Here is a 24,597-nt window from a genome sequence, read left to right as displayed (position 1 = left end):
GGCTTACTTCCTCGGTGTCAGGAAAGAGCGGTCGGTCTGCCCAGTTACGAAGTCCACGATCCGCTGGACATATTCGCTTTCATTCTTGGCTCCGACGCGGTGGGCGCGCTCCATGAATGTACCGTCGCCGGTCGAAAGTTCCTTGAACGCCGCCCGCAGGGCCGAGATGTCTTCGCGCGACACACCTTTGCGTTTCAAGCCGACCAGATTCAGCCCGTCCAGTTCCCCGCGCGGAGCCTGAACAAGGCCATAAGGGATCACATCATTGGGGACCATGGTCAAAGCACCGATGATTGCGCCACGACCGACACGCACCCATTGGTGCAGACCCGAGATACCGCCAACGATCACGTCATCCTCGATGATACAATGCCCAGCGGCACCCGCATGGTTCACCATGATCACACGATTACCGATCTGAACGTCATGAGCCACATGGACGCCTGCCATCAGAAGACAGTCATCGCCGATCCGGGTCACGCCACCACCACCCTCGGTGCCGGTGTTTACCGTTACATGCTCGCGAATGCGGTTGCGTTTGCCGATCTCCAGCCGCGTGTTTTCGCCACCGAATTTCAGGTCCTGCGGGATTTCACCGATGACCGAGAAATTGAAAACGACGGTTTCATCGCCGATCACCGTATCGCCGGTGACCACAACATGCGACTTCAACTCGACCCGGTCGCCCAGCTTGACCTGGGAACCGACATAGCAAAACGGCCCGATGACACAGCCTTCACCGACTTGCGCACCGTCTTCGATGATCGCGCTTGGGTGAATGCCGCTCATGTCGTTTTTTCCATGTCCCAGTCCACATAGGCAGAGAATTCGGCCTCGGCCGCAACTTCGCCATCAACGGTCGCGCGGCCGGCGAATTTGAAGATCTTGCCGCCCTTCTTACCGCGCACGGTTTCCACATGCATTTCCAGCACATCACCGGGTACGACCTTGCGGCGGAATTTGCACTTGTCGATATTCATGAAGTAGATCAACAGCTCGCTGTCGATCACGTCCATGCCGACACCAAGCATCACACCTGCGGTTTGCGCCATCGCTTCGACGATGGTGACACCGGGCATGATTGGGGTGCCGGGAAAGTGGCCCTGAAAATGGGGCTCGTTCATGGTGACATTCTTGATGCCAACGGCGGATTGATAGCCTGAGATATCGACAACTTTATCAACCAGCAAAAACGGATAGCGATGTGGCAAGATCCGCTGGATCAGCTGAATATCTGCGCTTTTTGTTTCCGAGGTCATCTTTTGGTCGTCCCGTTATGGATTTCTCTTGGACGCGTGGTTAGCAACACAGCGCCGCAAGGGCAAGCGAACCTATTGGTCGCCATTCTTTTCAAGGGCGCTACCATCGCCAATGGCCGCGTTGATCCGTCCAATCGCGATCTCGGTCACATCCGTCCTGTCCGAGCTTAGAAAGACGCTGGAGCGTTCAATAATCACGGTCGCGCCAGAGTCGCGCAACAGTTCAATGAGAACTGGCTGGATCATTTCAAAAAACAACTGTTGCGCCTCATCGCTGCGACGCGCCAAGGCATCCAACTTGGCCCGTTGGCCATCTCTGTGGGACTGAACTTTGCTGTCGAATGCCTCGGCCAAGGGACGGAACTCATCTGCTGGCATTTCAGCCCGCTTTTCGGTCAATTCTTTTTCTTCGCGGCTTAACTCAGCCACGATGCGCTCGTTTTCATCTGCCAGCAAAGTTCCTTCAGCCTCAATCTCGCGCAATATGCGCTGACCGAAGGCAGAATCCGAATACAAACGGTCGCTGGAAATCGTCAGCACGGTCGTTTCTGGCACACCCAGTTGCTGTGCCTCAAGCGGTAGCGCTAAGGCATGGATGAAAATAAAATACAGGGCCCAGATAGGGCCCTGTAGATACGACTTCCAGAAGCTCATCATGAACGGATCAGAACCGTGCCTGAATGGTCAGGTCAAAGTTCTGTTCCTGGTCAAAATCTTCTTTCACGATCGCTTTCGAGAAGTTGAAGCGCAGCGGACCAAAGGGTGTCGTCCAAAGCACGGAAACACCAACAACGTGCCGGACCGACCCGTCCTCGCCCACGATATCCGCTCCTGCTGTGTTCACATCATCCAGATTGTAGAGGTTGCCGACATCATAGAACACCCCGCCCCGCAGGCCCAGTTCTTCGGGCAGGCCCAAAGGAAAGTCCGATTCAAACCGAGCGACCCAGTAATAGTTGCCACCAATGGCGTCATCCTGACCATTCGACAGGTCACGCGGACCCAGACCGGCAGGTTCAAAACCGCGGAATGTGCTAGGGCCAAGAACAAAACGGTCGACTGTGCGGCTGAAATCATCCCCAGTCCAGTGCAATGCGCCCAGTTCGAAAGAGGCACGCAGAACCACCTCTTCGCTCAGGACGCGAGTTTGGGCGATCGCGCGGGCCGTCGTCTGGAAGAACTCATTGTCACCACCCAGACCTGCGGCATCAACGCCAACCTCAAACAGCACTCCGGCATTGGGGTTCAGGCCACCACGACGGCTGTCATACACATACGAGACACCAAGAGCGCTCGTTGTCCGTTCGCCCTGCGCAATCTCGGACGCGACGACAACACCGTTCACTTCGTCGTCCTGCTGCGTCATCTCACTGCGATCCCACTCATAGCGCAGACGCAGAGAAGACAGTTCACCGATGGCGTAGCTCAGCTGGGGACGGAAGAACAGGCTGTCGGTGTCAAAGCTGGCAAAGCTCGAGTTTGTAGTCGCCAGGCCCAGACCCACATCGAATTGCAGTCGGCGTCCCAGCAGGAAAGGTTCAGTGAAATTCAACGTATACTGTTCCGAGTCCTGCGCCGTCGACAGGTTCAGCCCTAGGGTTTGTCCACGACCCAGAAAGTTCGTCTCGGTCAGGCCAACCGCGATACCGAAACCATCCGAGGCGGAGAAGCTACCGCCGAGGCTCAACGAGCCAGTAGGCTGTTCCTCGACATCCACATCGACGATGACTTGACTGGGGGTTGAGCCTTCGCGCGGTTCGACTTCAGCGTTGGCAAAGAAACCCAGAGCCCGAATTCGCTCAGCGGCCTGACGGATCTCGCGTGGATTGAACGGATCACCCTCGACCGTATCGAATTGGCGGCGAATGACACGGTCAAGCGTGGTGGTGTTGCCCTCGATATCGATCCGTTCAACAAAGATGCGCGGACCACGGGTCAGGACAAACTCGACGTCCAGGGTCAATTCGCGCGCATTGCGCGTCACCCGTGGCTCAACCCGCAGGAAATCGACGCCTTGTTTAAGGCCCAACCGCTCTTGCCGAGCGATCGAATTTTCCACCAAAGACGGGGTGTAGGTCACCCCAGGTTTGATTTTGAGCGCCGCTTGGTACTCCGCCGCGTTCACCCCTGGGATTTCACTGACTGTTGTGATGTTCCCGAACGAGAATTTCTGCCCCTCGGTAATGTTCATAACCAGGAAAAAGGCGTCCCGCTCCTGAGTGAATTCAACATTAGTGCTGTTGACGCGGAAATCGACATAGCCACGGGATAGGTAGAAATCCCGAATGACCTGTTTGTCGAACTCAATCCGGTCGCCGATGAACGTATCGCTGCGAATGAAAGTCCGAAGTATGTTTGCCTGCTTAGACTCCAGCACGCGACGCAAGCGACGGTCGGTGAAGGCGCGGTTACCCACAAAGCTGACACGCTCCACCTCGATCGTGGTGCCTTCGGACACTTCAAACACAAGGTCGACGCGGTTGTCACTGCGTCGGATAATGCGCGGAATAACCGTCGCTGACACCCGGCCCTGCGCCGAATAGATCTGCGCGATCAAATCTGCATCGGCTTCGGCAACCTGAGGCGTAAAGACACGACGGGGTTCGGACGAAATCGCCTCGAGCAAGACATCATCCTTGACCCGGCGATTCCCTTCGACGCTGATCTGGTTAATCGTTGGATATTCCTGAACCTCGATCACCAATGTATTGCCGCGCGGCGTCAGTTCGACTGTTTCAAAAACACCACTGTCAAGCAAACGCTGAAACGCGTCATTCAGTTCACCCGCGGTGACAGTCTGCCCCGGTTCGATCCCTGTTCGGGTGATAATCGTGGACGTTTCGATCCGTCGGTTACCCTCAACCTCGAAGGAGTTGATGATGAAACTTTGCGCCTTTGCCGATTGTGGCAGGGCAACTAAACCCACCAGAACAATAAAGGAAAAAACGGATAGCGCCCGCCACAAAATCTTGTTTGCCAGCGTCTGCCCTCCGCAGGATGTGCCTGCGCCTCGCCGATCAGTCATATTTTTCTCTACCCAAAATTATAGGACTTAGAAGCTGAGTAACGGGATTAATTATTCTTGTCAAAAGCCCAAAACAGAAAGCGGCCCAATGGGCCGCCAAACACTTTTCAATTTCGGTGCTTACAGAATCACATGCTGATCAAATAGGCCCAGCCTGCCATCGCAATTGCCGTCGCCGCAAAGAACAGGATCGAGTCCCAGTTCAGCATGAACAGGAAGCTGAAGCTTCGATAGGATTTTTTCAGCGCCTTTGCCATTGTAGCCTCTGACTCAGTTTGGATTTGGTCACAAACCTACAGATTGAATGCGGCGGAATTACGGCTTTTCTGGGCGGCTAAGGCCACATTCAACAGAAGAGATCGTTTGTTACAGAAAATACCATAAGACCAAGGATCAACGAGACCCCGATCCCCATCAATATCCGCAACGCGCCGTCGCTGGGCGGCTTGCCTGTCACGGCTTCATAAGCGTAAAACACCAAATGCCCACCATCCAGTGCAGGGATCGGGAACAAGTTCAGCAACCCGACTGCTGTGGACAAGACGGCAATGAAGAAGATGAAACTTTGCGCGCCCTGACTGGCCATAGCGCCTGACGTTTCCGCAATTCCGATGGGGCCCGAGATGTTGCACGTGCTAATTGCACCCGTCACCATGTGCCACATGCCCGACAGGGACGCGTCGATAATACGCAGGGTCTGACGCGCGCCCCCTGTCACAGAGGCCCACAGGCCGGCCGGTTCGGTCGCCGGTTCCAGCATCATGCCGCCCACAATGCCGATCCGCCAATGTGTGACGTACCCGCCATCAGGCTGCGGCTCATCCGTCCGACGCGGGGCTAGTGCAAAATCCAGCTCGGCCCCTTCACGCCACACGTTCAGCAACAGGACTTTTCCATTCGAGCCTTCGACATGCTCTTTAAGTTGTTCAAACGCAAAGATCGGATCGCCATCGACTGCAGTGATTACGTCACCCGGCTTCAGATCAATGTCATAGGCCGCGCTGCGTGGGGCAAGTTGTTGGATCAGAGGCGGGAACAACCAAGGGCCGGTTACGTCCTGCGTCTGGCCGTCCCTCAGGACAGTATAGTCCAAAACGGGCTGCACGGGTAGCGCATCGGTGAACTGCGTCCAGGCGTCCTGTTCGTCGAATTCGGGCACCTGAATACCGGCGATCGACAAGATCTCATCGCCTTCCCGCAATTGCTGTTCGGTGCCCGGCAGCGGGTGCAGGCTGCCGACGGTTAAAGGTTCCTTGGTCACGCCTTGCGATAGGAAAATTGTGCCAAAAACGATGATCGACATGACGAAATTGAACACCGGTCCAGCCGCAACTGTTGCCGTGCGTGCCCACAAAGGCGCGCCATGCATAGTGCGGCGTAGTTCTTCGGGGCTTTTCTGGGTGATTTCGTCCATCGCCGCCTCATCCTTGCCGGATGCCGCATTGGAATCGCCCAGAAACCGCACGTAGCCGCCAAAAGGCAGCGCAGCGATTTGCCACCGCGTTCCACGCTTGTCCACGCGGCTCAGTAGCACGGGTCCGAACCCAATCGAGAAAACCTCGGCATGGATGCCTGACCAGCGGCCGACGATGTAGTGTCCATACTCATGCACCGCGACGATCACCGACAAGGCGATGACAAAAGCCACAATTGTATACAGCAAGTTTCCAAACTGAGGGATCAGCGAGAGTATGTCCAAAATTCTATCCTGCTCTTTGGCCTATGGCTTCATCGACCCACTTACGTGCCAGATGGTCCGTTTGCAGCACGTTATCAAGGGTCAAAGGGGCATCAATAAGGCTGCTTTGGGCATCAAATCGGTCCAAAACAGCGGCAACGCAATCGGCCATCGACAAAAATCCGATCCTACGCGCGATGAAGTGATCAAGCGCGCGTTCCTTGGCGGCGTTGAACACGGCACCAGACAAGCCGCCACGTTGCATCACGTGCCGGGCCAGTTTCAGCGCAGGATAGCGTGCATCGTCGGGCTCGCTGAACCGCAACTGACCAAGCTTGGCCAGATTGAGCCGTTCGACCGGCAAGTCCTGCCGCGTGGGCCAGTGCAGCGCGTATCCGATGGCGTGGCGCATGTCGGGCGCACCCATATGTGCCATCAACGCCCCGTCGTTGAACCCGACTAGCGCGTGGACGATGGACTCTGGGTGAACCAGAACCTCAACCTGCTCAGGTGAAACCCCGAAATATTCCTTGGTTTCAATTACCTCCAACGCCTTGTTGAACATCGAGGCGCTGTCGATAGTAATTCGTTGACCCATGTTCCAGTTCGGATGGTTGGACGCCTGCTCGACCGTTGCGTTGGCCAGATCACCTAACGGCCAATCGCGGAATGCCCCACCACTGGCTGTGATGATGATCCGCTCGACGGCGCTCATATCCTCTCCGGCCAGGGCCTGAAACACAGCGGAGTGCTCGCTGTCAACCGGCAAAAGGGTAGCATTGTGTTTCCGCGCCGTATCAAGGACCAGCGGACCAGCGCAGACCAAAGTCTCTTTATTTGCCAGGGCAAGCGTCGCGCCCTGCTTCAAAGCTTCTAGCCCCGGTGGAAGTCCGGCAGCCCCAACTATGGCCGACATCACCCAATCCGCTGGCCGCGCGGCCGCTTCGGTCAGGGCCATAGAGCCAGCCGCTGCCTGTACGTCGGAACCCGCCAAAGCAGCCCGCAGATCCTCCAGCCGGTCCTGATGGGCGGTTACAGCCACATTGGCGCGCAGGCGTTTGGCATCCTCCGCCAGTTTGTGGATATTCGCCCCACCCGTCAGTGCCACCACGTCATACGCATCAGGGTTCCGGTCGATCAGGTCGATCGTGTTCTGCCCAATCGACCCGGTGGCGCCAAAAATCGAAACCCTGCGCATCACATCGGTCCCGGTGCGTATAGCAGCCCAGCAATCAGAACGAACAAAGCCGCACCCATCATCCCGTCAAACCGGTCCAGAAAGCCGCCATGGCCTGGGATCAGGTTCGAGCTGTCCTTGACGCCAAACTTCCGTTTTGTCGCGCTTTCCACTATGTCGCCGGCTTGACTGGCCATCGAGGCTGCGACGGACACCAACACGAACAAAAATCCGAACCCTGCGAAAGCCGCAAAAACAGCGCCGACGATCGCCGCCGCGAACCACCCGCCGGCAGTGCCCGACCATGTTTTCTTGGGGCTCACGCGCGGCCAGAATTTAGGCCCACCCAGCGCCTTGCCCACGAAATACCCCGCGACATCCGTCGCCACAACTACCGAGATCAGCCAGACCATCCAGCCAAACCCCATGTTTTCACGTATAGAGATAAACCCGAGCCCCGCCGCCGCAATCCACGCTGCAAACAGCAGATACGTACCCTTGGCCCGACTTACCTGCCCCGCCCCAACCAGTGCCGGAGCCAGCAGGAACGGCAATTTATAAAGCGGCGGAAGATGAAAACTGAGGACAACAGCAACCCCGGTCAACACTGCAAGCTGGATAGCGACCCCAGTCCGGTCCGGGTCGATCATCCGAACCAACTCCCAGGTCATCAGGCCGCAGGCGATAGCGATGAAGGCTTCGAACCACAGCCCGCCCAGCCAAACCTCAACCGAGCCGACGGCCACAAGCACCACAGCCGACAGAACCCGCGCTGTCAGATCAGACCATCGGCCGTCGCTCATGCTGGGACAGCCCCAAACCGACGTTCGCGAGACCCGAAATTCTGGCACAACCGCGCCAGTTCATCAGCAGTGAAATCCGGCCAGAGCGTGTCAATGAATTCATATTCCGAATATGCCGATTGCCACAAAAGAAAATTCGAAATTCGCGCCTCACCGCTGGTTCGGATCACCAGATCAGGATCGGGAAGAACGTGCGTGTCCAGATACTTGGGTAGGGTTTCCTCATCCACATCCTCGGGTCGCAACCGTCCTTCGGCCACGTCACGCGCCAGCCGCTTGGTGGCACGCGCAACCTCGTCCCGACCGCCATAGTTTATGGCAATGGTCAGATGCACCAGATCGTTATCCTTGGTGGCATTTTCCAGCGTGTCCATCAGGTCGATCAGCTTAGCGTCCAGACGCACCCGATCTCCAATGAACCGAACCCGAACCCCGTTTTTTGTCAGGTTCGCTGTTTCCTTAATGATGTAGCGCCGGAACAAGCTCATCAGCCCGGCCACTTCGGCCTGTGTCCGCTTCCAGTTCTCGGTCGAGAAGGCAAAGACAGTCAGATACTTTATGCCAAGCCCCGGGCAGGCCTCGACCACATCCCGCACGCGCCGCGCACCGGCCTGATGGCCAAACAGGCGCGGCCGTCCACGCGCCTGAGCCCAGCGACCGTTGCCATCCATGATGATCGCAACATGCCGAGGCCCATCCTGAGGCGCCGTCTGTGGGGTGTCAGGCATATCCGGTCTCAGACCTGCATGATCTCGGCCTGCTTGGTCTCAAGCGCGGCATCCACGGTTTTGATCATCTGATCGGTCAGGTCCTGAACTTCGCTTTCCCAGAACTTCTGATCGTCCTCGGACATCCCGTCTGCCTTGGCCTTTTTGATCTGGTCCATCCCATCCCGACGCACGTTACGAATCGAGACGCGCGCATGTTCAGCATACTGACCGGCGACTTTGCCCAGCTCGCGGCGACGTTCTTCGTTCAGCTCCGGAATCGGCAGCATGATGATCGTCCCGTTTAGTTGCGGATTGATCCCCAACCCACTTTCGCGAATGGCTTTTTCGACCTTGCCGACCAGACCTTTGTCCCAGACATTGACCGTCACCATACGCGGCTCGGGTACATTGACCGTGCCAACCTGATTGATGGGCGTCATCGAACCATAGGCATCAACCATCACCGGCTCCAGCATCGAGGCCGAAGCCCGCCCGGTCCGCAACGATGCGAATTCGGTTCTGAGGTTGGACATCGCGCCTTCCATGCGGCGCTTCAGATCATCGGTATCCAGTTCGAAATCGTCAGCCATTCTGCTCACTCCCCGTCTTCAGGTGCTGTTGGGATGGCTCATAAGCCATCACAATTGGGATGTATAGCGATGATGATCCGGAATTGCGCCAATGACCAGAGCTGTTTGCGGCATTTTCACGGTCGTTCAAGGGCGCAGGAACCGGCCCGGGCAGCGCCGGACCGGTGCGGTGTACTGACATGGGTTCAGGCGTTTACGTCCACAACCACCCGGCCTTTGACGTGCCCCTTAAGGATATCAGCGCCCAATTGTGGCAGATCACTCAGTGTGGCCGGGTGAACCATGGCCTCCAACTTGTCCATGGGCAGATCGGTCCCAACGCGTTTCCACGCCCGAACGCGGTTCTCGTAGGGCTGCATCACGCTATCGATCCCCAACAGGTTTACACCACGCAGCAGGAACGGAATGACGGTTGCCGGAAGTCCGGCGCCACCTGCCAAACCAACAGCCGAGATCGACGCACCGTATTTCATCTGCCCCAGAACACGGGCCAGCATGTCACCACCAACGGCATCGACACAGCCTGCCCATGTCTCGCTTTCCAGCGGACGCTTGGTCGTCTCGTTCAACTCATCACGAGGAACAATGGTCGTAGCCCCCAAAGATTTGAGATAATCGCCTGCTTCGGCCCGGCCCGTCACTGCTGCGACCTCGTAGCCCAAGTTTGCCAGAATCGCTGTCGCAACCGAACCAACACCGCCCGCAGCACCGGTTACAAGCACCGGCCCGTTGCCAGGCTTGAGGCCGTGATCCTCAAGCGCCATGACGGCCAGCATGGCGGTAAACCCAGCGGTTCCTACAGCCATCGCCTGACGCGTGTCCAACCCATCGGGCAGCGGTACCAGCCAGTCGGCTCTTGCGTTGGCCTTCTGACTATAACCACCCCAATGGGCCTCGCCCACACGCCAGCCAGTTAGCACAACCTTGTCGCCGGGCTTGTAACGATCATCCGCGGACGCCTCGACCGTACCAGCATAATCAATGCCCGGCACATGCGGGTAGCTGCGCACCAGACCGCCACCTTTGGGCGACATGCAAAGACCATCTTTGTAATTGACCGTCGAATACTCGACCGCAACTGTAACCTCACCCGTAGGCAGGTCATCGGTTGACAGCTGTTTGACCACGGGGCTGGCCAGACCGCTCTCGTCGTCTCTCTCCATCACCAACGCATTAAACATCTGAACGTTCCTTTCATCTCATGGTGCCAGGCCCCGTCCTTCACCTGGCAAAAAATATCCCGGGGGAGTCGCGCAGCGACGGGGGCAGAGCCCCAACCACGCCTAAGTCCAAAAATGCGCCTGTACGATTGCGCTACGCATCCCATCAGGTGTTTCAACCTCTACCTGGGTGCCGGCATCCCAATGGCTCAACCGCAACATCCCGATGGAAACATTGGTGCCAAAATCCGGAGACCAAGCAGCAGACGTCACCTGCCCCACCCGTCTCCCATCAACATAGACTGGCCAAGGCCGATCGCAGGGCGGTACCGCCGCGCCGTCAATCGCAATCGGCCGGATTTGCTGAACCGGCCCTTCCTTGGCCACGCGCAACAGCGCATCCCGACCGATACATCCAATTGCTGTGTGCGTATTACAGAACTTGCCCAACCCACATTCATGCGGCGTGTTGTCGTCGGTCATATCGTTGCCATAAGACAGCAAACCACCTTCGATCCTCTCGATCAGGTTCGGGCATCCCGCCCGCACATTCAAATCCTCCCCCGCCGCAAACAGCGCGTTCCACAGCGGCATACCGATATCTGAGCCCTCGACATAGATCTCAAACCCGCCCTGCTTGGAATAGCCCGAGCGTGCAACGGCCAAGTCGCGGCCTTCGAACGCGAACATGTCGAACTTGAAAAACCGGATATCGCGCACGCGGTCGCCGAATACACGCGACATCAGCTCATCGGCTTTGGGACCCTGCACGGCCAGAGGGGACACGTCCGGTTCATCCACCAGAACATCCAACCGATAGCCATTGGCGATACCCTTTACCCACAACAATAGGTCGCTATCGGCAATCGAAATCCACCAACGGTCCTCGGAAAGCTTCACGGCCACCGGGTCGTTCAGCATCCCGCCGGTTTCGTCCACGATGGGCACATAGAAACACTGACCTGGCAACATGCCGCGCAGATCACGTGGGGTCAGCATCTGCATCAAACGCGCTGCATCCGGGCCGCGCAACTCGACCTGACGTTCGCAGGACACATCCCAGACCTGCACATGTTCCTTGAGGTGTCGGTAGTCGGCCTCTACCGACTCGAAAACGGTGGGTAGCAACATCCGGTTATAGACAGTGTAGGCCTTGACCCCCGCCGCCTCGACGCCCTCAGAGAAAGGGGTCCGGCGCAACCGACGTGAAAACGAAACCTGAGCCATTCATCCCTCCTTTGGTAAGAAGACCAGATCGCTGACCGGCGCTGCCGATCCGGTCTCGGTCAACATTTTATGAATTTGACCCCGGTGGTGTGTCTGATGGTTGAAGAAATGCATTACACATTGCGCGTAGGGCTTCGTGACATCGGCTTGTTTTGCCGCTGAAAACCATGTGAAGGGCCCTGACAACGCCTCATCCTTCAGGCTGGCGACCCAACCTTCTATCCGGGTATCAACAACGTCACGCAACACCACCCACTCATCGACATCAGCACAGATCGCTGTGCTTTCCGGAGTGCCACCGTCGGGTCCTTCGCCTCCGTCGAAACGTGACATCCATATCCAGTCACCCCAAAGCAGATGATTGGCAGTCCCAAGAATCGACCCAAAAAACGCTCCGCGCTCACGGTTCAATTCCTCGGTGGTGAGTGCGCTAAAGAACTCTTTCAACTGACTGTTCTGCCAGCGATTATAGCGCGCCATCTCCTGCGCATAAGCCGCGGTGATCATCACTTGGGTCCATGCCAGTCGATTGGGCAAATCTCGGCCGATTTACCACCAAAATCCCACACCCGGCCATAGTCCCGCACCTTGGATTTGGTGCCACGCGCCACGATGATATCCGGACCCATCCAGTATTTCGAGTTCGAGACCATCACTGGGTGATCCGGATCCTTGCCCGCCATCATTTCAATTTCGCCCTGAATTTTTCGGCCGATCACGATACGCCGCTTGGTGCCGTCGCGTTCGATGACGACCGGAGCGCGCTCTGCCCCGATGATCTCACTGACCAGCATGGTGAACAGCCCGGTGGTGCCGCCCGCCTGCCCGCTGAAGATTTGCAGCAAACCGTTATAGGCCTTGCCGCTGGTGCGTTCATCGACATAAGCCGCGACTTTCCACTGTCCTTCGCCCATGCGGCCTGGAATGTCGACCAGAAGACCCACATTCAGTCCCGACAGGTCCTCGCCCTCGAAATGACCTTCGTCGATGATCACGCCCATCCAGGCATGGCAGTGCCCCTCAGTCGGAGGATGCGCGCCCAGCGAGACCACACAGGGGCAGAACACGTCACAGGAACAATTCAGGATCAGTTCACCTTTGATGGCCCAGTTGGTCGGGCTCATCTCGCGCCGTTTGGGGTTGGGCATGCGGCTGTCGATTCGTTGACTGATCGGCAAGCGGTTCGAATCTGTTTTTCTGTTTTTAGCCATCAGCTTATCCTCCGTAAGCAAAGGGATAGATGAGCAGCAAAGCGCCGCCCGCAATCAAAGCAAACCCCAGCGGACGCGTGATCGCGTGCCCGATCTGAGGCAGTTTTTCGAGAACCATGAAGAAAGTCGCAAGACCCATCCACAACAAGCTCATGACGCCACCAACAAAACCAAGCGCCATGAACCCCCAGCAACAGCCGACGCAGAATGCGCCAAGTCCAAGCCCCATCCGCAGTCCGCCAGTAAATCCGGTTTTCCAATGGCCCAGAAAATAACTCATTGGCGCATGGCAGACGCCATGGCAGACCTCTTTAGCTCGGGTGAATTGAAATGCGCCCACTGCGATCATCAAAGCGCCGGATAAGAACGTCGATTTGGGGATGCCCAGCATGTCAACCACGCCACCGAACAACAGCGCCAGTTGAACAGCCGTGATAAGTGCTGCAAACCCGACCCAAACAGCGAAGTAACCGGACAGCACGCCCAGCCACCCTGCCCGCGTGCCATTGGCGCTGCGGATCAGGTCGTCATAGCTGCGCAGGGTCGGAACCAATGTCGGCAGCATCATCGCAGCCATCATGATTGCCCACATCCAGAACAAGGGCCCGAACTCGGCCATCGGCATATACATGTCCATCCGCGGATCCATCGCGGCCATGGCCTGTCCCATCGGACCCGGACGGCCGATCCAGTCCAGGTCCATTGCGCGGCTCATGGTGAACATCATCCACCACGCCCACAGGATCAGAGCGTAAAACCCCAGCCAAAATCCATTGCGGAGAACTGCGCGACTCACTTGTCCCTCCCGACTCAGTCCTTGCAATTCAAATGTCAGACTTTTAAATGTCAGACAAATAAAAACGTACCAACAGGTGCCGGAATATGAAAATCGATCCTCAGAAGCCCGCCGACCTGTCCGCGCAGATTGCGCAGGCGATCCGCGATGCCATCGTCTCGGGCCAGTTGATCGTTGATGAGCGTTTGCCGTCCGAGGCAGAGTTGGCCGACCAATTTCAGGTGTCGCGCCCGACGGTGCGCGAGGCCTTGAAGCGGCTGGCTGCGCAGTCTCTAATCCGCACGCAACGGGGTGCGACCGGCGGTGCTTTTGTCAATCGGTTGAGCTTTGAGGACGCCTATTCCCAACAAATCACTACGTCGACACTGTTGTTGTCCATGAACACGGTCAGTTTCGACACGGCCTGCGAGGCGCGCTATGCCTTGGAACGCGCCTGCGCCCGATTGTCGGCACAGCGTCGGACGGCCGATCAACTGGCCACCATGCGGGCCGAGATCTTTCGCCAAGCGCAGCCTGGCCTGACGGATGAAGCTTTCTGCGCGTCAGATGTGGCCTTCCACCGTGCGCTGGTCGACGGCGCAGGAAACCCTGTGTTGTCCTACCAGTTGGCGGGTGCGGTCGAAGCGATGCAGCCGCTGATGAACATGATCACCTTCACCGCCCGGTCGCGTGAGGAAATCATTTCGCTGCACACTCGGATTACCGACGGCCTGGAAAACGGCGATGCAGACGCGGTTGAGGACAGCCTCACAAGGCTTGAAAAATACACACGAAAACTGGCCCATGATGTCGCGGAACAGCGACGCAAACCTGCTTAGAGAGGATCTGATGGTATCCGTCATGAATATCATTGCGGCCGTGCTAACTATCGGCTTTGGATTGTTCGGTTTTCTGGCTCCGGCTTATACCGCCAACGCGCTGGATCTGGCCCCGACCAACAGCACCATGGGGCTGAGCGAAATGCGTGCCTCGGTTGGCGGATTGTTTGTTGTGACGGGTATTGCGGTCCTATGGCTGAATGCGCCAATGGCCTACGCAATGTTGGGCGTGGTCTATGCAGGCGCAGCACTGGGGCGGTTCTTGTCGGTCATTCTGGACAATCCGCCTTTGGTCAAGGCTCTGACTTTTGGCGGAATCGAAGCGGTACTTGCCCTGTGGTTGATAGTGGCGAACTTGAATAAAGCACCGTAAGCAACTGTAATCATGTAATGCGCGCTCTAAAACTGAGCAATTGCATCCCCGACGACCCTCACCTATATAAGATGTGTCCCTCGGGACTATGGACATAAACGCGCTCGTAATAAGCGGATCGGACCCGGGGGCGGTACCCGGCGGCTCCACCAATCATCCTTCGTTTGAGGATTTCGGGGCCGAAATAGGATCGACGAACGTCTAAAGGGGTTAGCTTTGTCTCGGCTGTCTGCCACCGTTATCGGCGAAACTAGTACAATTGCAAACGACAATCGTGCTCCGGTTGCAGTTGCTGCGTAAGCAGTAACAAGACCGAAACTTAAGCCCTTGCGCCTAGCCGCGTAAGGCGGGGTTCGCAGGTACCTGGCAACAGAAACCTGCATTTCTCCACCTCATATTATCTTCAGTGTTCAGAGTTTGTTCACTCCTTTTGTTCATCTTTGTTCCAGCAAGACAGGAGAGCTGAGATGTCACATGCAGAGATCCTACGTGAGTGGTATTCCGAGGTTTGGGAAAACGGCAACACCGATGCGATTGATCGGTATTTCACGCCTGATACAGCGGCTGAGGGGTTGATCCCCGAGATGCAGGTCGGTGCCGACGACTTTCGTGATTTAGTCATGGCTTTTCGCCATATCTTGGGAGAAATCTCAATTGATGTACGTAAGACCATCGAGAACGGCGATTGGGTGTCCAGTATTTTGCACGTTCAAACCTCTCGGGCTGACAATGGTGCCCCGGTTGAGGTGACGGGTCAGGTCGTGGCGCGCTTTCGCGGCGACAAAATGGTTGAGGCATATAACCAATTCGACTTCATCTCGCTTTTCGAGCAATTAGGACAGTTCCCAAAGGATACATTGCCTGTTTGCATGACCGGGCAGCGGTTGGATTGGGTATAGTTTTGCAGGGCGCTTGACCCGTTTGTCTGATGCGCGTTAGCAACGGGCAGAGGGTCAGGTCGCGAACACCCGTGATGGGGTAACCCCAAGCTTCGCGTGGTCGTGCCTGAGGCAAGTGACATGCCGTGCCCTATTCAACCTATTCTGAATGTACTCCAAAGACAAAAACGCAATATTCCCGCCGTAACTCTTTGTTGCTTAGACCTAACTTCGCGCACTGAAAGTGGAATTGCTCGCAGCAGCTGTCGTTTGACGTCAGCGCAATACCTAGCCGTTTTCATGGACAGAACCAGATGACGCCCCCTTCGGTCCCCGAGTTGATCCGTGTTTTTGGACGTATTGGCCTGCTATCTTTTGGCGGACCCGCGGCGCAAATCTCATTGATGCACGAAGAACTTGTCGAAAAACACCCTTGGTTGGATGAACACACCTATCTGCGGGCGCTGTCACTTTGCATGCTGCTTCCCGGCCCCGAGGCAATGCAGTTGGCCACCTATGCCGGCTGGCGTTTGCGCGGCGTGCCCGGCGGTTTGATTGCCGGCACTCTATTTGTACTGCCTGGTGCAATAGTTATTGGCGCTCTGGTTTTGCTTTACGCTCGGTTTGGTGACCTTCCTTTCGTCCAAGCGGGCTTTCTAGGAGTGAAGGCAACAGTCATCGTCATTGTCATTCAAGCATTGCGCAATCTGTCACGCCGCGCGTTGACCAGTGGCGAAAGCAAACTTATCGCCCTGTTCGGTTTTCTGACCATCTTCGCACTGCAACTGCCCTTTCCTGTCATTATTCTGAGTGCCGCGGTTTGGGGGTATCTACGGCTTGATGGGGGCCAGTCTTCCGTATCGGGCATTTCCTCGCCCCAAACCAACCCTGTGCGCACCTGTCTGATTTGGATCACTCTGTGGCTGACACCTTTGTTTCTCCTCAGCATTGCAGGCGCTAAACTGTTAAGCGATCTGGGTTGGTTTTTCGCCCGTTTGGCAGTAGTCACATTTGGTGGCGCATATGCCGTTCTTGCGTATATGACGCAAACCGTCGTCCAAAGATACGAGTGGATCACAACCAACCAGATGATCGACGCATTGGGTTTGGCTGAAACGACCCCGGGCCCGCTTATCCTTGTTACCCAATTCGTCGCCATGCTGACCGGACAAACAACGGCAGGTTTGCCGTTGGCGTTGGCTGCGGGAATCGTTGCGCTTTGGGCTACATTCGTGCCGTGTTTCCTGTGGATATTCCTGACCGCACCATACTTGGACCAGCTGGCCGCCAGACCCCGCCTTTCAGCCGCATTGCATGGCATAACGGCGGCAGTTGTGGGTGTGATTCTCAACCTTTCTCTTTGGTTTGCCTTGCATGTTTTTTTCACGAACGTGAAAGAGATAGCGTGGGGGCTTGTTCGTTTGCCCTGGCCCGCTTCAAATACGCTCAATATCTCCGCCCTGATATTAACTGTGATCGCTGGAGTGTTGATATTTCGATTCAAATTCGGCATGGGAAAGACATTGGCCTTGATGGCCATAGCCGGTGTCGGAACGTATTTTCTTTGAACAATCCCGCGACTCTCGGTCTTTCGTTTCCAATGGAATCCCTTATGCTGAAGGGCACCATATTTGAGGATGACACATGTCGCAGGACATTGATTACGGGAACCTGATGCACACCGCCATGCGCGGGCTGATCAAAACGGTTCTGACCAGCGTTTCTGAAAACGGTCTTCCCGGAGCGCATCATTTCTTTATTACTTTCGACACGCGCCAGAACGGCGTTGAAATGGCCGATTGGCTGCGCGAGCGATATCCAGAAGAGATGACGATCGTCATGCAGCACTGGTTCGAAAATCTCGAAGTCGGAGACTCGGGTTTTGCAATTACGCTGAACTTCGGTGATGCGCCGGAACCGCTGTATATTCCGTATGTTGCGATCAAAACTTTCGTCGATCCCTCTGTCGAATTCGGACTGCGTTTTGAAAGCGCCGAAGATGAGGACGATGAGGTACCGATAGCAGAGGCGCCGATTGAAATCGAGGCCGAGCAGGACGAGCATCATGACGCTGATGTCGTGTCGCTAGACAGTTTCCGGAAGTAACCCTGTCGGGATTATTGTTTTTTCAGGAAGGTCTCGACCGAGCGGGACTTGATCCCGTTGCGAAACCGGGAAAAGGATAGATCAAGCCCACCCTCCGCCAGGGTGCGGTCGAACTGCTGCAGCTCGTATCCACCGTTTTCATCAATAAACAACGAAAACACGGTCAGGGTGTCGCCCATGATCCGGCCCCAGACGAATGGCTCGCCTTGCATCGGGTCCAACGGCACTTCGTGCCCGAAAACGTTTCGGCGCATCGCGGCCGAGAAAACATCAGACCGCTCAGAGGGGTTGAAGTCGATCGAGAAGGCCTGCTCTTTCACGCGCCCGTCATGCTTGTAGGTCGTCGTTTTCCAACTGACATTGAATCCGTTTTTGTTCTCTTGGATCGAAACGCTCATGTCCCTTGGGGTTTCGGTGCCATCCTGATCAACCATATTGGCCGAACCTACATAGTCACCGACAAAAGGCGTGATCTCAGCAGCATGCGATGGCAATGCGACGACCGAAAAAAACGCCACCCAACCTGCAACAAGGCCAATAAGTCTAAAGGAATGAACCGGAACTTGTAGGAGCACGTGCGCCTCCAAAATGATGATGATTTATTCTAGCTCACCTACCGGCGCGTACAATGGTCCGTTTCAAGTTTAACAGAAGAAAATGACACTCGGCACGATCTATACCTTTGCCCACCTTAAGTTTATGGTGCGCGCAACTGGCCGATTGCATGATGCTAAAGTTGTGCGTAAACGGCATGCAACGGCATACACGACGGAGTGACCGATGTCCCAGACCCGCACCGAATCCGACAGCTTTGGCCCGTTGGAGGTTCCCTCAGACAAGTATTGGGGCGCGCAGACGCAACGCTCGATCATGAATTTTCCCATCGGCTGGGAAAAACAGCCCGTCGCCATCGTGCGTGCGCTAGGGGTGATCAAGAAAGCCTGCGCCATGCAGAACAAGGCAACCGGCAAACTGGACGCAACGATTGCGGATGCGGTAATTCAGGCGGCTGGTGAGGTGTTTGAAGGGAAGTTCGACGACAACTTCCCGCTAGTAGTGTGGCAAACCGGCTCCGGCACCCAATCGAACATGAACTCGAACGAGGTGATTGCAAACCGCGCCATAGAGATTCTCGGCGGCGTGATCGGATCGAAGGACCCGGTGCATCCCAATGATCACTGCAATATGGGGCAATCGTCAAACGACACCTTCCCAACCGCCATGCATATCGCAACCGCGATGAGCGTTCGGGATGTCCTCTTGCCCGGCCTGGAAAAGCTGGCCAGTGGACTGGAACAGAAAGCGGATGAGTTCAAAGATATCATCAAGATCGGCCGTACCCATACGCAAGACGCGACCCCTCTGACGCTTGGCCAGGAATTTGGCGGCTATGCCCATCAAATCCGACAGGGAATCGCACGTGTAAACGCTGCAATGCCCGGCATTTATGAATTGGCCCAAGGCGGTACAGCTGTAGGTACCGGTTTGAACACGCAGCACGGATGGGGCGAGGCTGTGGCAGCGAATATGGCAGAAATCACCGACCTGCCCTTTGTCACCGCGCCCAACAAGTTCGAGGCGCTGGCCGCGCATGATGCCATGGTATTCCTGTCTGGCGCCTTGGCGACAATTGCCGGTAGCTGCTACAAGATTGCCAATGATATCAGGCTTTTGGGGTCCGGCCCACGTTCCGGCCTTGGTGAACTGATCCTGCCCGAGAATGAGCCCGGCTCGTCCATCATGCCCGGCAAAGTGAACCCAACACAGGCCGAAGCGCTGACCCAGGTGGCAGCGCATGTGATGGGCAATGACGCCGCGATCAAATTCGCAGGTAGTCAGGGTCATTTTGAACTGAACGTCTACAACCCGATGATGTCTTACAACTTGCTGCAATCCATCCAGTTGCTGGGCGATGCTGCGGACAGCTTTACGGAACGGATGCTGCTGGGCATTCAGGCCAACGAACCACGCATCGACAAGCTGATGAAGGAATCGCTGATGCTGGTGACAGCGCTGGCCCCCACCATTGGCTATGACAACGCCACTAAGGTTGCCAAAACGGCGCACAAGAATGGCACGACTTTGAAAGAAGAAGCCATCGCGCTGGGTTTCGTGGATGAGGCGACCTTTGACGCGGTTGTCCGCCCCGAACAGATGATTGGTCCAAAGGACTGATGGGCAAACCGGTCAATCTGAACCGGTACCGCAAGGAAAAAGCGCGGGCCAACAAAAAGGCCCGCGCTGACCAGAACGCCGTCGCTTTCGGGCGCAGTAAAGCTCAGAAAGAGGCGGACCGGCTGGATCGAGAAAAACAGACACGCGATCTGGACAATCACGAGTTAGATGAATGAGCGGGCGCCCTGTCAAACGCTCTGTGACCCTCAAAGGGCACCGAACCTCGGTCTCGCTTGAGGATGAATTTTGGTCCGCATTTCGGGATATTGCAAAGCAAAAACAAATGCCTATCAATGCGTTGGCTGCGCAGATTGATGTGGAGCGTGACCCTGATATCGGGTTAGCGTCGGCAATTCGGGTCTATGTGCTGAACTGGTACCGCAACCGTCCGTGAGCGATTGCTTTTTGGCCTGAGGCGCAGTAGCGTCAATGGAACAAAAAGGGTACATACATGTTGAAGACCGTACAAGGCCCGGACGGCCAACCCAGATGCGCCTGGTGTCAGGCCGCACCTGAGTTCTTTGCGTATCACGATGCTGAATGGGGATATCCAGTCGCGGATGATCAACGGTTATTCGAAAAGCTCTGCCTCGAAAGTTTTCAATCCGGCTTAAGCTGGCGCACAATCCTGTCCAAACGCGAAAATTTCCGTAAAGCGTTTAAACATTTCAATATCAAAGAGGTGGCGCAATTTGATGACGCGGATGTGGAACGGTTGTTGCAGGATGCAGGTATCATCCGGCATCGCGGCAAGATCGAGGCCGTGATCAACAACGCCCAACGGGCGCAGGAATTGATCGCGGCCGAGGGGTCGCTGGCAGCCTATGTGTGGCGGTATGAGACGACAATGCCCCCGGTTCCGCAAACGGCCTCAACCTCGGCCGAGTCCATTGCGATGTCGAAGGATTTGAAGAAACGGGGCTGGAAATTCGTGGGCCCCACCACGGTTTTTGCTTTCATGCAGGCGATGGGGCTTGTGAATGATCACGCGGAAGGGTGTGTGATGCGTGAAAAAGCGGCGCGTTTGCGCCGCGAATTCACAAAACCGGTTTAGGTCAGATCAGACCGAAGCCTGGAAGATCTTGTCGATATTGCCACCCAGCGCCGCGTTGAACTCGGCATCTGATTGCTGTTTCGACAAACCCTCGGTCAGCGCCCGCGAGAAAGATGCGATCATCTTGCCGTTCTCGGACAGCAGCGCACAGGCCTGATCAGTCGAATACCCACCCGAAAGCGCCACAACGCGCAGAACACGCGGGTGATCGGCCACAGCATCGTAAAGATTGGCGGTGCTGGGGATGGTCAGCTTCAGCATTACATCCTGCCCGTCCTCCAACTGGTTGAGATTCTTCAGGATTTCCGCTTTCAGGATGTCCTCAGCCTCGGCCTTGGTGGAAGAGTTGATGTTTACCTCAGGCTCGACAATCGGCACCATACCAGCTGCAACAACCTCGCGTGCGACGTCGAACTGTTGGGCGACCACAGCGGCGATGCCCTCTGCATTCGCCTCATGGATGACAGAACGTTCCTTGGTGCCGAAAACACCGTCGGCCTTGGCCAACGTATCCGCCAAGCCAGGGATCGGCTTCATCATCTGTACGCCGTTCGCTTCATCCTCTAGCCCCTTGTCGATCTTGAGGAACGGCACGATCCCTTTTTGCGACCACAGGTAATCGGCAACTTTCCTGCCGTCGATCTCTTCGCCCAGGGTACGTTCGAACAGGATGGCGCCGATCACTTTATCCTTAGTGAAGTCATCGGCCAGAATGATGCGCGCGCGCATCTTCTGGATTTCGCCGAACATCTCAGCATCCGAGCTGTAATCCGATGCCTCAACACCATAAAGCGCCAGCGCCTTGGGGGTCGAACCACCGCTTTGATCCAGAGCGGCGATAAACCCCGCCCCATTGGCCATTTGCGCGCGCTGTTCTGATTTGGACATAAGGTTTTCCCGTTCGAAATGATTCCGCTGTTTTCAACCGCATACAGCAACGTGATTGGTGATGGTAGTTTGTTAGCGCTCAACCACACGCAACCGAATGCCATCTTTTGAGCGAACGGTCAGATGAGCCACGGGAACCGGTGTTTGGCCTTCGACCAGTTCGAAGCGATAGCGGCGCAGCAGCGTAGACAGGATCAAAGGCCCTTCGACCATCGCGAACCCTGCCCCGCTACAGACCCGTGCGCCTGCCGAAAACGGAATAAACGCGGTGCGCTGGCAGGTTTTGCCATTCTCAGTGTGCCATCTGCCGGGGTCGAACCCGTCGGGATTGTCCCACAGGCGTTCATGACGATGCAGGTGCCAGGGGCTGATAACCATCTGAGCACCGGGTTGTATCTGCCGGTTCCGAAAGACTTCGGGGCATGTGGCCTGCCGCACCATCATCGGGACCGGCGGGTATAGGCGCAGGGTTTCGCGGAACACATCGCGGCTGATCTTCAAGCCAGCAACGGCGGTCATGCCGGGGGTGTCCAGCGCTGCGGCCTCTTCAGCCACCTTGTCCTGCCAGTCCGGATACAGTGCCAGTAGGTACAGGGCCCACGCTAATGCGGATGCGCTGGTCTCGTGGCCAGCCAGAAAGAAGATGGCCACCTGATCCACCATCTCGTCTGTGTCGAAACACTTGCCAGTCTGGGGGTCCGGGGTCGTCATGATCTTGGTCGCCAGATCGTTTGGCGCCATACCTTGGGCGATCAGCGCGGCGCGCGCTGAAACAAGATGTTCGATCAGCTCTCTGATTTCTCGGGCATTTTGTTTTGTTTGGCGTGAATGGAACCGAGGCATCCAGCTAGGCAGCGGTAGGAACGCGGCTAGGTTCAACAAGGGCTGTCTGCGTTGATAGGCGCGGAATTTAGTGAACACCTGCGCGGCAACTTCATGCTCGATGGGCACTGAAAACAGGGTCCGAAAGATCACATCCGCCGCCGCGTGGCTGGTGAATTTCTCACATTCGAGGATCTGGTTCAGGCTTTGCTGCAACCGATCGTTGGCGGCTTGCGCGGCATCCTGCATCGCCGGAAAGGTATCTTTCAGACGGCCGCCTTCAAAGGCAGGGTCAATGATCCGCCGCTGGCGTTTCCACGTGTCACCATTGGTCAGAAACACTGAATTGCCCAGCAAAGGGCGCAGGCCTTCGGCGATGCGGTTGGACTTGGGGAAGTCGTCGGGCCTCTTTTTCAATACAGTTTCAACCAGCTCTGGCTGGTTGATCATGTAGGATCGAAAGAAAACAGTCCGAAATTCAGCCATCCATGCCCGGTAGAGTCGTTGTGGCTGGGCCGACAAAAGATCCTGCCGAAACAGTTTGAGATATCGCCAAAGCGAGACCTTGTCTGGCCGCGGGGTCGGCTTGGGCGGTTTCATCCAACCACCGAGCGGTATTTCGACACAGGCGTATCAATGCGCGATTTGGAAGGTGCGCGACCCCCGAAACGTGCACCCAAGGTCAAAGGTCCAGCGGTCACACGGAAATAATCATAGGCGCTCACCCGGTCAAAAGCGCAAAGATACTGAAAATGCAGCCGAAAGAACCGCCAGCGCAACTGCCTCCACCGCTCTGGTGAAAGTGTCTGCGTAAAGGCGGCCGATAGTACCAAAGGCCATTTCTTCGCGTCGGTTCTAACGCCTGTCACAGAAACTGGATCACAAAGCGCAAAGGCGCATCCGTCGCCTGGGGCCGAGACATCGACCCACGTCACCCCCTCTTGCTGCGAGAGGAATTGCAGATCAGCGCGTAAGTCGGTCGCGTCCGGCAGAAAAGAGACCATCGGAACCACTTGACCAAGCGACAGAAAAGACAGTGTTGGACCGTCTCTGTCTGGGAGTGCAGACCGGATAAGCTCGGCCAGGACGGCGACACCAAGATGCGCGCCCGAACTGTGACCTACGACCAGAACTTCATCCACGTCATCCTTCAGCGCGGCGTCGACCAACGACGCGAATTCACAAAGGCGTTGCTGCAACGCAAGAGGCGTTCGCCCCCGACATGCGGCGGAATGGGCATAGTCATGCATCAGGTAATAGGCGAACAGGTGGTTGTCGATTTTGCGGAACCATCGCAGCACGGCATAGCCCAATGCGGTGGCAGGAAGGCAGGCCACCCAGCCCAGTATCGACGACAGAAGCGCCCATATTCCCAACGCGGCGCCGACAGCGACACCCAATTGGATCAGCAACATCGCAACCGGATAAATTGCGGCGATTACAGGACCTTTGCGGAGCTTCATCAACCGCCACAAAGCCCCAGTCGAGATATAGACCCACGCAGTTCTGATCAGTTGCCCATAGGTTGCCGCTATCGAGTTCGACATGCTGTCGCGCACGATATCCGACCACACGAGCACCTGAAACTCGGCCTCTACCGCCGTCCCGTCCTGCACGGATCGCACGTGCCAACCATAAGGCCCATCGCCAGTTCTGGGCGATAGTGTGATTTCATACCCTGATAGGGCCGCCTGAGCCGCGCTTTCGGTCCGGTAAAGCTCTCGGTACCGGCGGGGATGAATGGGGTCATAGCCGGGAATATAGAACACCCGACGTCGTTTGACCTGCCTGTGATTGTCGTGACTGCGCATGCCCTTACCTTCTGCGGCGCAGGTTAGCGCAGCGTT

General features: G+C 56.4%; 28 protein-coding genes and 1 other RNA gene. 10 read left to right on the top strand and 19 right to left on the bottom strand.

Annotated features, from left to right (window positions below; translation table 11 throughout):
• Positions 1-3 precede the first annotated feature (3 nt).
• The 15 genes from lpxA to ACR0L1_RS18880 all read right to left on the bottom strand — a co-directional run bounded on the left by lpxA (position 4) and on the right by ACR0L1_RS18880 (position 13,636).
• A complete protein-coding gene (gene lpxA / locus ACR0L1_RS18950) occupies positions 4-789 on the bottom strand; it encodes an acyl-ACP--UDP-N-acetylglucosamine O-acyltransferase (protein WP_170786696.1) in 786 nt (261 codons plus the stop codon).
• Positions 786-1,259 carry a 3-hydroxyacyl-ACP dehydratase FabZ gene (fabZ, locus tag ACR0L1_RS18945; RefSeq protein WP_170769704.1) on the bottom strand — a complete coding sequence of 158 codons (474 nt, stop codon included), beginning with the start codon at positions 1,257-1,259 and terminating at the stop codon, positions 786-788. The genes lpxA and fabZ overlap by 4 nt, the downstream gene beginning before the upstream one ends.
• Positions 1,260-1,331: 72 nt before the next feature.
• The gene (locus tag ACR0L1_RS18940) at positions 1,332-1,913 is read right to left on the bottom strand and encodes an OmpH family outer membrane protein (protein WP_237218056.1); all 582 of its coding nucleotides are present in this window, start codon (positions 1,911-1,913) and stop codon (positions 1,332-1,334) included.
• A 10-nt stretch (positions 1,914-1,923) separates the two neighbouring features.
• On the bottom strand, positions 1,924-4,284 hold the full coding sequence (bamA, locus tag ACR0L1_RS18935) for an outer membrane protein assembly factor BamA (RefSeq protein WP_480860329.1): 2,361 nt from the start codon (positions 4,282-4,284) through the stop codon (positions 1,924-1,926).
• 128 nt (positions 4,285-4,412) lie between these two features.
• The gene (locus ACR0L1_RS18930; RefSeq protein ID WP_269149762.1) at positions 4,413-4,541 is read right to left on the bottom strand and encodes a hypothetical protein; all 129 of its coding nucleotides are present in this window, start codon (positions 4,539-4,541) and stop codon (positions 4,413-4,415) included.
• An 89-nt stretch (positions 4,542-4,630) separates the two neighbouring features.
• The gene (gene rseP, locus ACR0L1_RS18925) at positions 4,631-5,983 is read right to left on the bottom strand and encodes an RIP metalloprotease RseP (RefSeq protein ID WP_170769701.1); all 1,353 of its coding nucleotides are present in this window, start codon (positions 5,981-5,983) and stop codon (positions 4,631-4,633) included.
• 4 nt (positions 5,984-5,987) lie between these two features.
• On the bottom strand, positions 5,988-7,160 hold the full coding sequence (gene dxr, locus ACR0L1_RS18920; protein ID WP_480860327.1) for a 1-deoxy-D-xylulose-5-phosphate reductoisomerase: 1,173 nt from the start codon (positions 7,158-7,160) through the stop codon (positions 5,988-5,990).
• The gene (locus ACR0L1_RS18915) at positions 7,160-7,942 is read right to left on the bottom strand and encodes a phosphatidate cytidylyltransferase (protein ID WP_480860325.1); all 783 of its coding nucleotides are present in this window, start codon (positions 7,940-7,942) and stop codon (positions 7,160-7,162) included. Before ACR0L1_RS18915 ends, dxr begins: the two co-directional genes overlap by 1 nt.
• A complete protein-coding gene (locus ACR0L1_RS18910) occupies positions 7,939-8,670 on the bottom strand; it encodes an isoprenyl transferase (RefSeq protein ID WP_170790992.1) in 732 nt (243 codons plus the stop codon). The genes ACR0L1_RS18915 and ACR0L1_RS18910 overlap by 4 nt, the downstream gene beginning before the upstream one ends.
• An 8-nt stretch (positions 8,671-8,678) precedes the next feature.
• On the bottom strand, positions 8,679-9,242 hold the full coding sequence (gene frr, locus ACR0L1_RS18905) for a ribosome recycling factor (protein ID WP_170769697.1): 564 nt from the start codon (positions 9,240-9,242) through the stop codon (positions 8,679-8,681).
• A gap of 185 nt (positions 9,243-9,427) precedes the next feature.
• On the bottom strand, positions 9,428-10,423 hold the full coding sequence (gene acuI, locus ACR0L1_RS18900) for an acryloyl-CoA reductase (protein ID WP_480860324.1): 996 nt from the start codon (positions 10,421-10,423) through the stop codon (positions 9,428-9,430).
• Positions 10,424-10,525: 102 nt separating this feature from the next.
• Positions 10,526-11,629: a dimethylsulfoniopropionate demethylase gene (locus tag ACR0L1_RS18895; RefSeq protein WP_170769695.1), complete on the bottom strand. Its 1,104-nt coding sequence runs from the start codon at positions 11,627-11,629 to the stop codon at positions 10,526-10,528.
• Entirely contained in the window at positions 11,630-12,136 is a 507-nt protein-coding gene (locus ACR0L1_RS18890; RefSeq protein ID WP_480860322.1) for a DinB family protein, read from the bottom strand.
• Entirely contained in the window at positions 12,136-12,840 is a 705-nt protein-coding gene (locus ACR0L1_RS18885; RefSeq protein ID WP_480860320.1) for a DUF1326 domain-containing protein, read from the bottom strand. The genes ACR0L1_RS18890 and ACR0L1_RS18885 overlap by 1 nt, the downstream gene beginning before the upstream one ends.
• Positions 12,841-12,844: 4 nt before the next feature.
• A complete protein-coding gene (locus tag ACR0L1_RS18880; RefSeq protein ID WP_480504356.1) occupies positions 12,845-13,636 on the bottom strand; it encodes a DUF2182 domain-containing protein in 792 nt (263 codons plus the stop codon).
• Between the two features lie 86 nt (positions 13,637-13,722).
• Here ACR0L1_RS18880 and ACR0L1_RS18875 point away from each other — a divergent pair, with 86 nt between their 5' ends.
• The 6 genes from ACR0L1_RS18875 (at position 13,723) to ACR0L1_RS18850 (ending at position 17,811) form a co-directional block, all read left to right on the top strand.
• Positions 13,723-14,454 (top strand): FadR/GntR family transcriptional regulator, encoded by a 732-nt coding sequence (locus tag ACR0L1_RS18875; RefSeq protein ID WP_480860318.1) that lies wholly within the window; start codon positions 13,723-13,725, stop codon positions 14,452-14,454.
• 10 nt (positions 14,455-14,464) lie between these two features.
• A complete protein-coding gene (locus tag ACR0L1_RS18870) occupies positions 14,465-14,827 on the top strand; it encodes a DUF4345 family protein (protein WP_480860317.1) in 363 nt (120 codons plus the stop codon).
• 36 nt (positions 14,828-14,863) lie between these two features.
• Positions 14,864-15,211, top strand: a transfer-messenger RNA (tmRNA) gene (ssrA, locus tag ACR0L1_RS18865).
• An 83-nt stretch (positions 15,212-15,294) separates the two neighbouring features.
• Positions 15,295-15,726: an ester cyclase gene (locus ACR0L1_RS18860; protein WP_170769690.1), complete on the top strand. Its 432-nt coding sequence runs from the start codon at positions 15,295-15,297 to the stop codon at positions 15,724-15,726.
• A 293-nt stretch (positions 15,727-16,019) separates the two neighbouring features.
• On the top strand, positions 16,020-17,273 hold the full coding sequence (gene chrA / locus ACR0L1_RS18855; protein WP_480860315.1) for a chromate efflux transporter: 1,254 nt from the start codon (positions 16,020-16,022) through the stop codon (positions 17,271-17,273).
• Positions 17,274-17,349: 76 nt separating this feature from the next.
• Positions 17,350-17,811, top strand: coding sequence for an SspB family protein (locus ACR0L1_RS18850; protein WP_170786684.1), 462 nt, complete (start codon positions 17,350-17,352; stop codon positions 17,809-17,811).
• 11 nt (positions 17,812-17,822) lie between these two features.
• Here the strand turns inward: ACR0L1_RS18850 and ACR0L1_RS18845 are convergent, their stop codons facing one another.
• Entirely contained in the window at positions 17,823-18,386 is a 564-nt protein-coding gene (locus ACR0L1_RS18845; RefSeq protein ID WP_480860313.1) for a hypothetical protein, read from the bottom strand.
• A 205-nt stretch (positions 18,387-18,591) separates the two neighbouring features.
• Here ACR0L1_RS18845 and fumC point away from each other — a divergent pair, with 205 nt between their 5' ends.
• Genes fumC through ACR0L1_RS18825 form a run of 4 tightly spaced genes read left to right on the top strand, consistent with a single transcriptional unit; the run spans position 18,592 to position 21,040 of the window.
• Positions 18,592-19,986 (top strand): class II fumarate hydratase, encoded by a 1,395-nt coding sequence (fumC, locus tag ACR0L1_RS18840; RefSeq protein WP_170791004.1) that lies wholly within the window; start codon positions 18,592-18,594, stop codon positions 19,984-19,986.
• Positions 19,986-20,162, top strand: coding sequence for a DUF4169 family protein (locus ACR0L1_RS18835; RefSeq protein WP_170769686.1), 177 nt, complete (start codon positions 19,986-19,988; stop codon positions 20,160-20,162). Before fumC ends, ACR0L1_RS18835 begins: the two co-directional genes overlap by 1 nt.
• The gene (locus ACR0L1_RS18830) at positions 20,159-20,380 is read left to right on the top strand and encodes a ribbon-helix-helix domain-containing protein (RefSeq protein WP_170769685.1); all 222 of its coding nucleotides are present in this window, start codon (positions 20,159-20,161) and stop codon (positions 20,378-20,380) included. The genes ACR0L1_RS18835 and ACR0L1_RS18830 overlap by 4 nt, the downstream gene beginning before the upstream one ends.
• A 57-nt stretch (positions 20,381-20,437) precedes the next feature.
• On the top strand, positions 20,438-21,040 hold the full coding sequence (locus ACR0L1_RS18825) for a DNA-3-methyladenine glycosylase I (protein WP_170769684.1): 603 nt from the start codon (positions 20,438-20,440) through the stop codon (positions 21,038-21,040).
• Between the two features lie 6 nt (positions 21,041-21,046).
• Here the strand turns inward: ACR0L1_RS18825 and ACR0L1_RS18820 are convergent, their stop codons facing one another.
• From ACR0L1_RS18820 to ACR0L1_RS18810, 3 genes are all read right to left on the bottom strand, one after another.
• Positions 21,047-21,928, bottom strand: coding sequence for a fructose bisphosphate aldolase (locus tag ACR0L1_RS18820; protein ID WP_170769683.1), 882 nt, complete (start codon positions 21,926-21,928; stop codon positions 21,047-21,049).
• 72 nt (positions 21,929-22,000) lie between these two features.
• On the bottom strand, positions 22,001-23,350 hold the full coding sequence (locus tag ACR0L1_RS18815; RefSeq protein ID WP_480504364.1) for a cytochrome P450: 1,350 nt from the start codon (positions 23,348-23,350) through the stop codon (positions 22,001-22,003).
• On the bottom strand, positions 23,347-24,561 hold the full coding sequence (locus tag ACR0L1_RS18810) for a hypothetical protein (RefSeq protein ID WP_480860309.1): 1,215 nt from the start codon (positions 24,559-24,561) through the stop codon (positions 23,347-23,349). The genes ACR0L1_RS18815 and ACR0L1_RS18810 overlap by 4 nt, the downstream gene beginning before the upstream one ends.
• Between the last annotated feature and the right edge of the window lie 36 nt (positions 24,562-24,597).

This window comes from Ruegeria sp. J8 (assembly GCF_056531925.1).
Note: the sequence above shows the minus strand (reverse complement) of the source record. Positions and strands in the feature narration are given on the sequence as shown.

Bases quoted from the DNA above. Each gene is read 5' to 3' on its own strand.
- ACR0L1_RS18820 (WP_170769683.1), bottom strand. From the start codon at position 21,928: ATGTCCAAATCAGAACAGCGCGCGCAAATGGCCAATGGGGCGGGGTTT.
- acuI (WP_480860324.1), bottom strand. From the start codon at position 10,423: ATGTTTAATGCGTTGGTGATGGAGAGAGACGACGAGAGCGGTCTGGCC.
- ACR0L1_RS18825 (WP_170769684.1), top strand. From the start codon at position 20,438: ATGTTGAAGACCGTACAAGGCCCGGACGGCCAACCCAGATGCGCCTGG.
- bamA (WP_480860329.1), bottom strand. From the start codon at position 4,284: ATGACTGATCGGCGAGGCGCAGGCACATCCTGCGGAGGGCAGACGCTG.
- ACR0L1_RS18885 (WP_480860320.1), bottom strand. From the start codon at position 12,840: ATGGCTAAAAACAGAAAAACAGATTCGAACCGCTTGCCGATCAGTCAA.
- chrA (WP_480860315.1), top strand. From the start codon at position 16,020: ATGACGCCCCCTTCGGTCCCCGAGTTGATCCGTGTTTTTGGACGTATT.
- ACR0L1_RS18910 (WP_170790992.1), bottom strand. From the start codon at position 8,670: ATGCCTGACACCCCACAGACGGCGCCTCAGGATGGGCCTCGGCATGTT.
- ACR0L1_RS18850 (WP_170786684.1), top strand. From the start codon at position 17,350: ATGTCGCAGGACATTGATTACGGGAACCTGATGCACACCGCCATGCGC.
- ACR0L1_RS18930 (WP_269149762.1), bottom strand. From the start codon at position 4,541: ATGGCAAAGGCGCTGAAAAAATCCTATCGAAGCTTCAGCTTCCTGTTC.
- lpxA (WP_170786696.1), bottom strand. From the start codon at position 789: ATGAGCGGCATTCACCCAAGCGCGATCATCGAAGACGGTGCGCAAGTC.
- ACR0L1_RS18835 (WP_170769686.1), top strand. From the start codon at position 19,986: ATGGGCAAACCGGTCAATCTGAACCGGTACCGCAAGGAAAAAGCGCGG.
- ACR0L1_RS18875 (WP_480860318.1), top strand. From the start codon at position 13,723: ATGAAAATCGATCCTCAGAAGCCCGCCGACCTGTCCGCGCAGATTGCG.
- ACR0L1_RS18860 (WP_170769690.1), top strand. From the start codon at position 15,295: ATGTCACATGCAGAGATCCTACGTGAGTGGTATTCCGAGGTTTGGGAA.
- ACR0L1_RS18810 (WP_480860309.1), bottom strand. From the start codon at position 24,561: ATGCGCAGTCACGACAATCACAGGCAGGTCAAACGACGTCGGGTGTTC.
- frr (WP_170769697.1), bottom strand. From the start codon at position 9,242: ATGGCTGACGATTTCGAACTGGATACCGATGATCTGAAGCGCCGCATG.
- dxr (WP_480860327.1), bottom strand. From the start codon at position 7,160: ATGCGCAGGGTTTCGATTTTTGGCGCCACCGGGTCGATTGGGCAGAAC.
- fabZ (WP_170769704.1), bottom strand. From the start codon at position 1,259: ATGACCTCGGAAACAAAAAGCGCAGATATTCAGCTGATCCAGCGGATC.
- ACR0L1_RS18870 (WP_480860317.1), top strand. From the start codon at position 14,465: ATGGTATCCGTCATGAATATCATTGCGGCCGTGCTAACTATCGGCTTT.
- ACR0L1_RS18895 (WP_170769695.1), bottom strand. From the start codon at position 11,629: ATGGCTCAGGTTTCGTTTTCACGTCGGTTGCGCCGGACCCCTTTCTCT.
- ACR0L1_RS18815 (WP_480504364.1), bottom strand. From the start codon at position 23,350: ATGAAACCGCCCAAGCCGACCCCGCGGCCAGACAAGGTCTCGCTTTGG.
- ACR0L1_RS18940 (WP_237218056.1), bottom strand. From the start codon at position 1,913: ATGAGCTTCTGGAAGTCGTATCTACAGGGCCCTATCTGGGCCCTGTAT.
- ACR0L1_RS18830 (WP_170769685.1), top strand. From the start codon at position 20,159: ATGAGCGGGCGCCCTGTCAAACGCTCTGTGACCCTCAAAGGGCACCGA.
- ACR0L1_RS18915 (WP_480860325.1), bottom strand. From the start codon at position 7,942: ATGAGCGACGGCCGATGGTCTGATCTGACAGCGCGGGTTCTGTCGGCT.
- ACR0L1_RS18890 (WP_480860322.1), bottom strand. From the start codon at position 12,136: ATGATCACCGCGGCTTATGCGCAGGAGATGGCGCGCTATAATCGCTGG.
- fumC (WP_170791004.1), top strand. From the start codon at position 18,592: ATGTCCCAGACCCGCACCGAATCCGACAGCTTTGGCCCGTTGGAGGTT.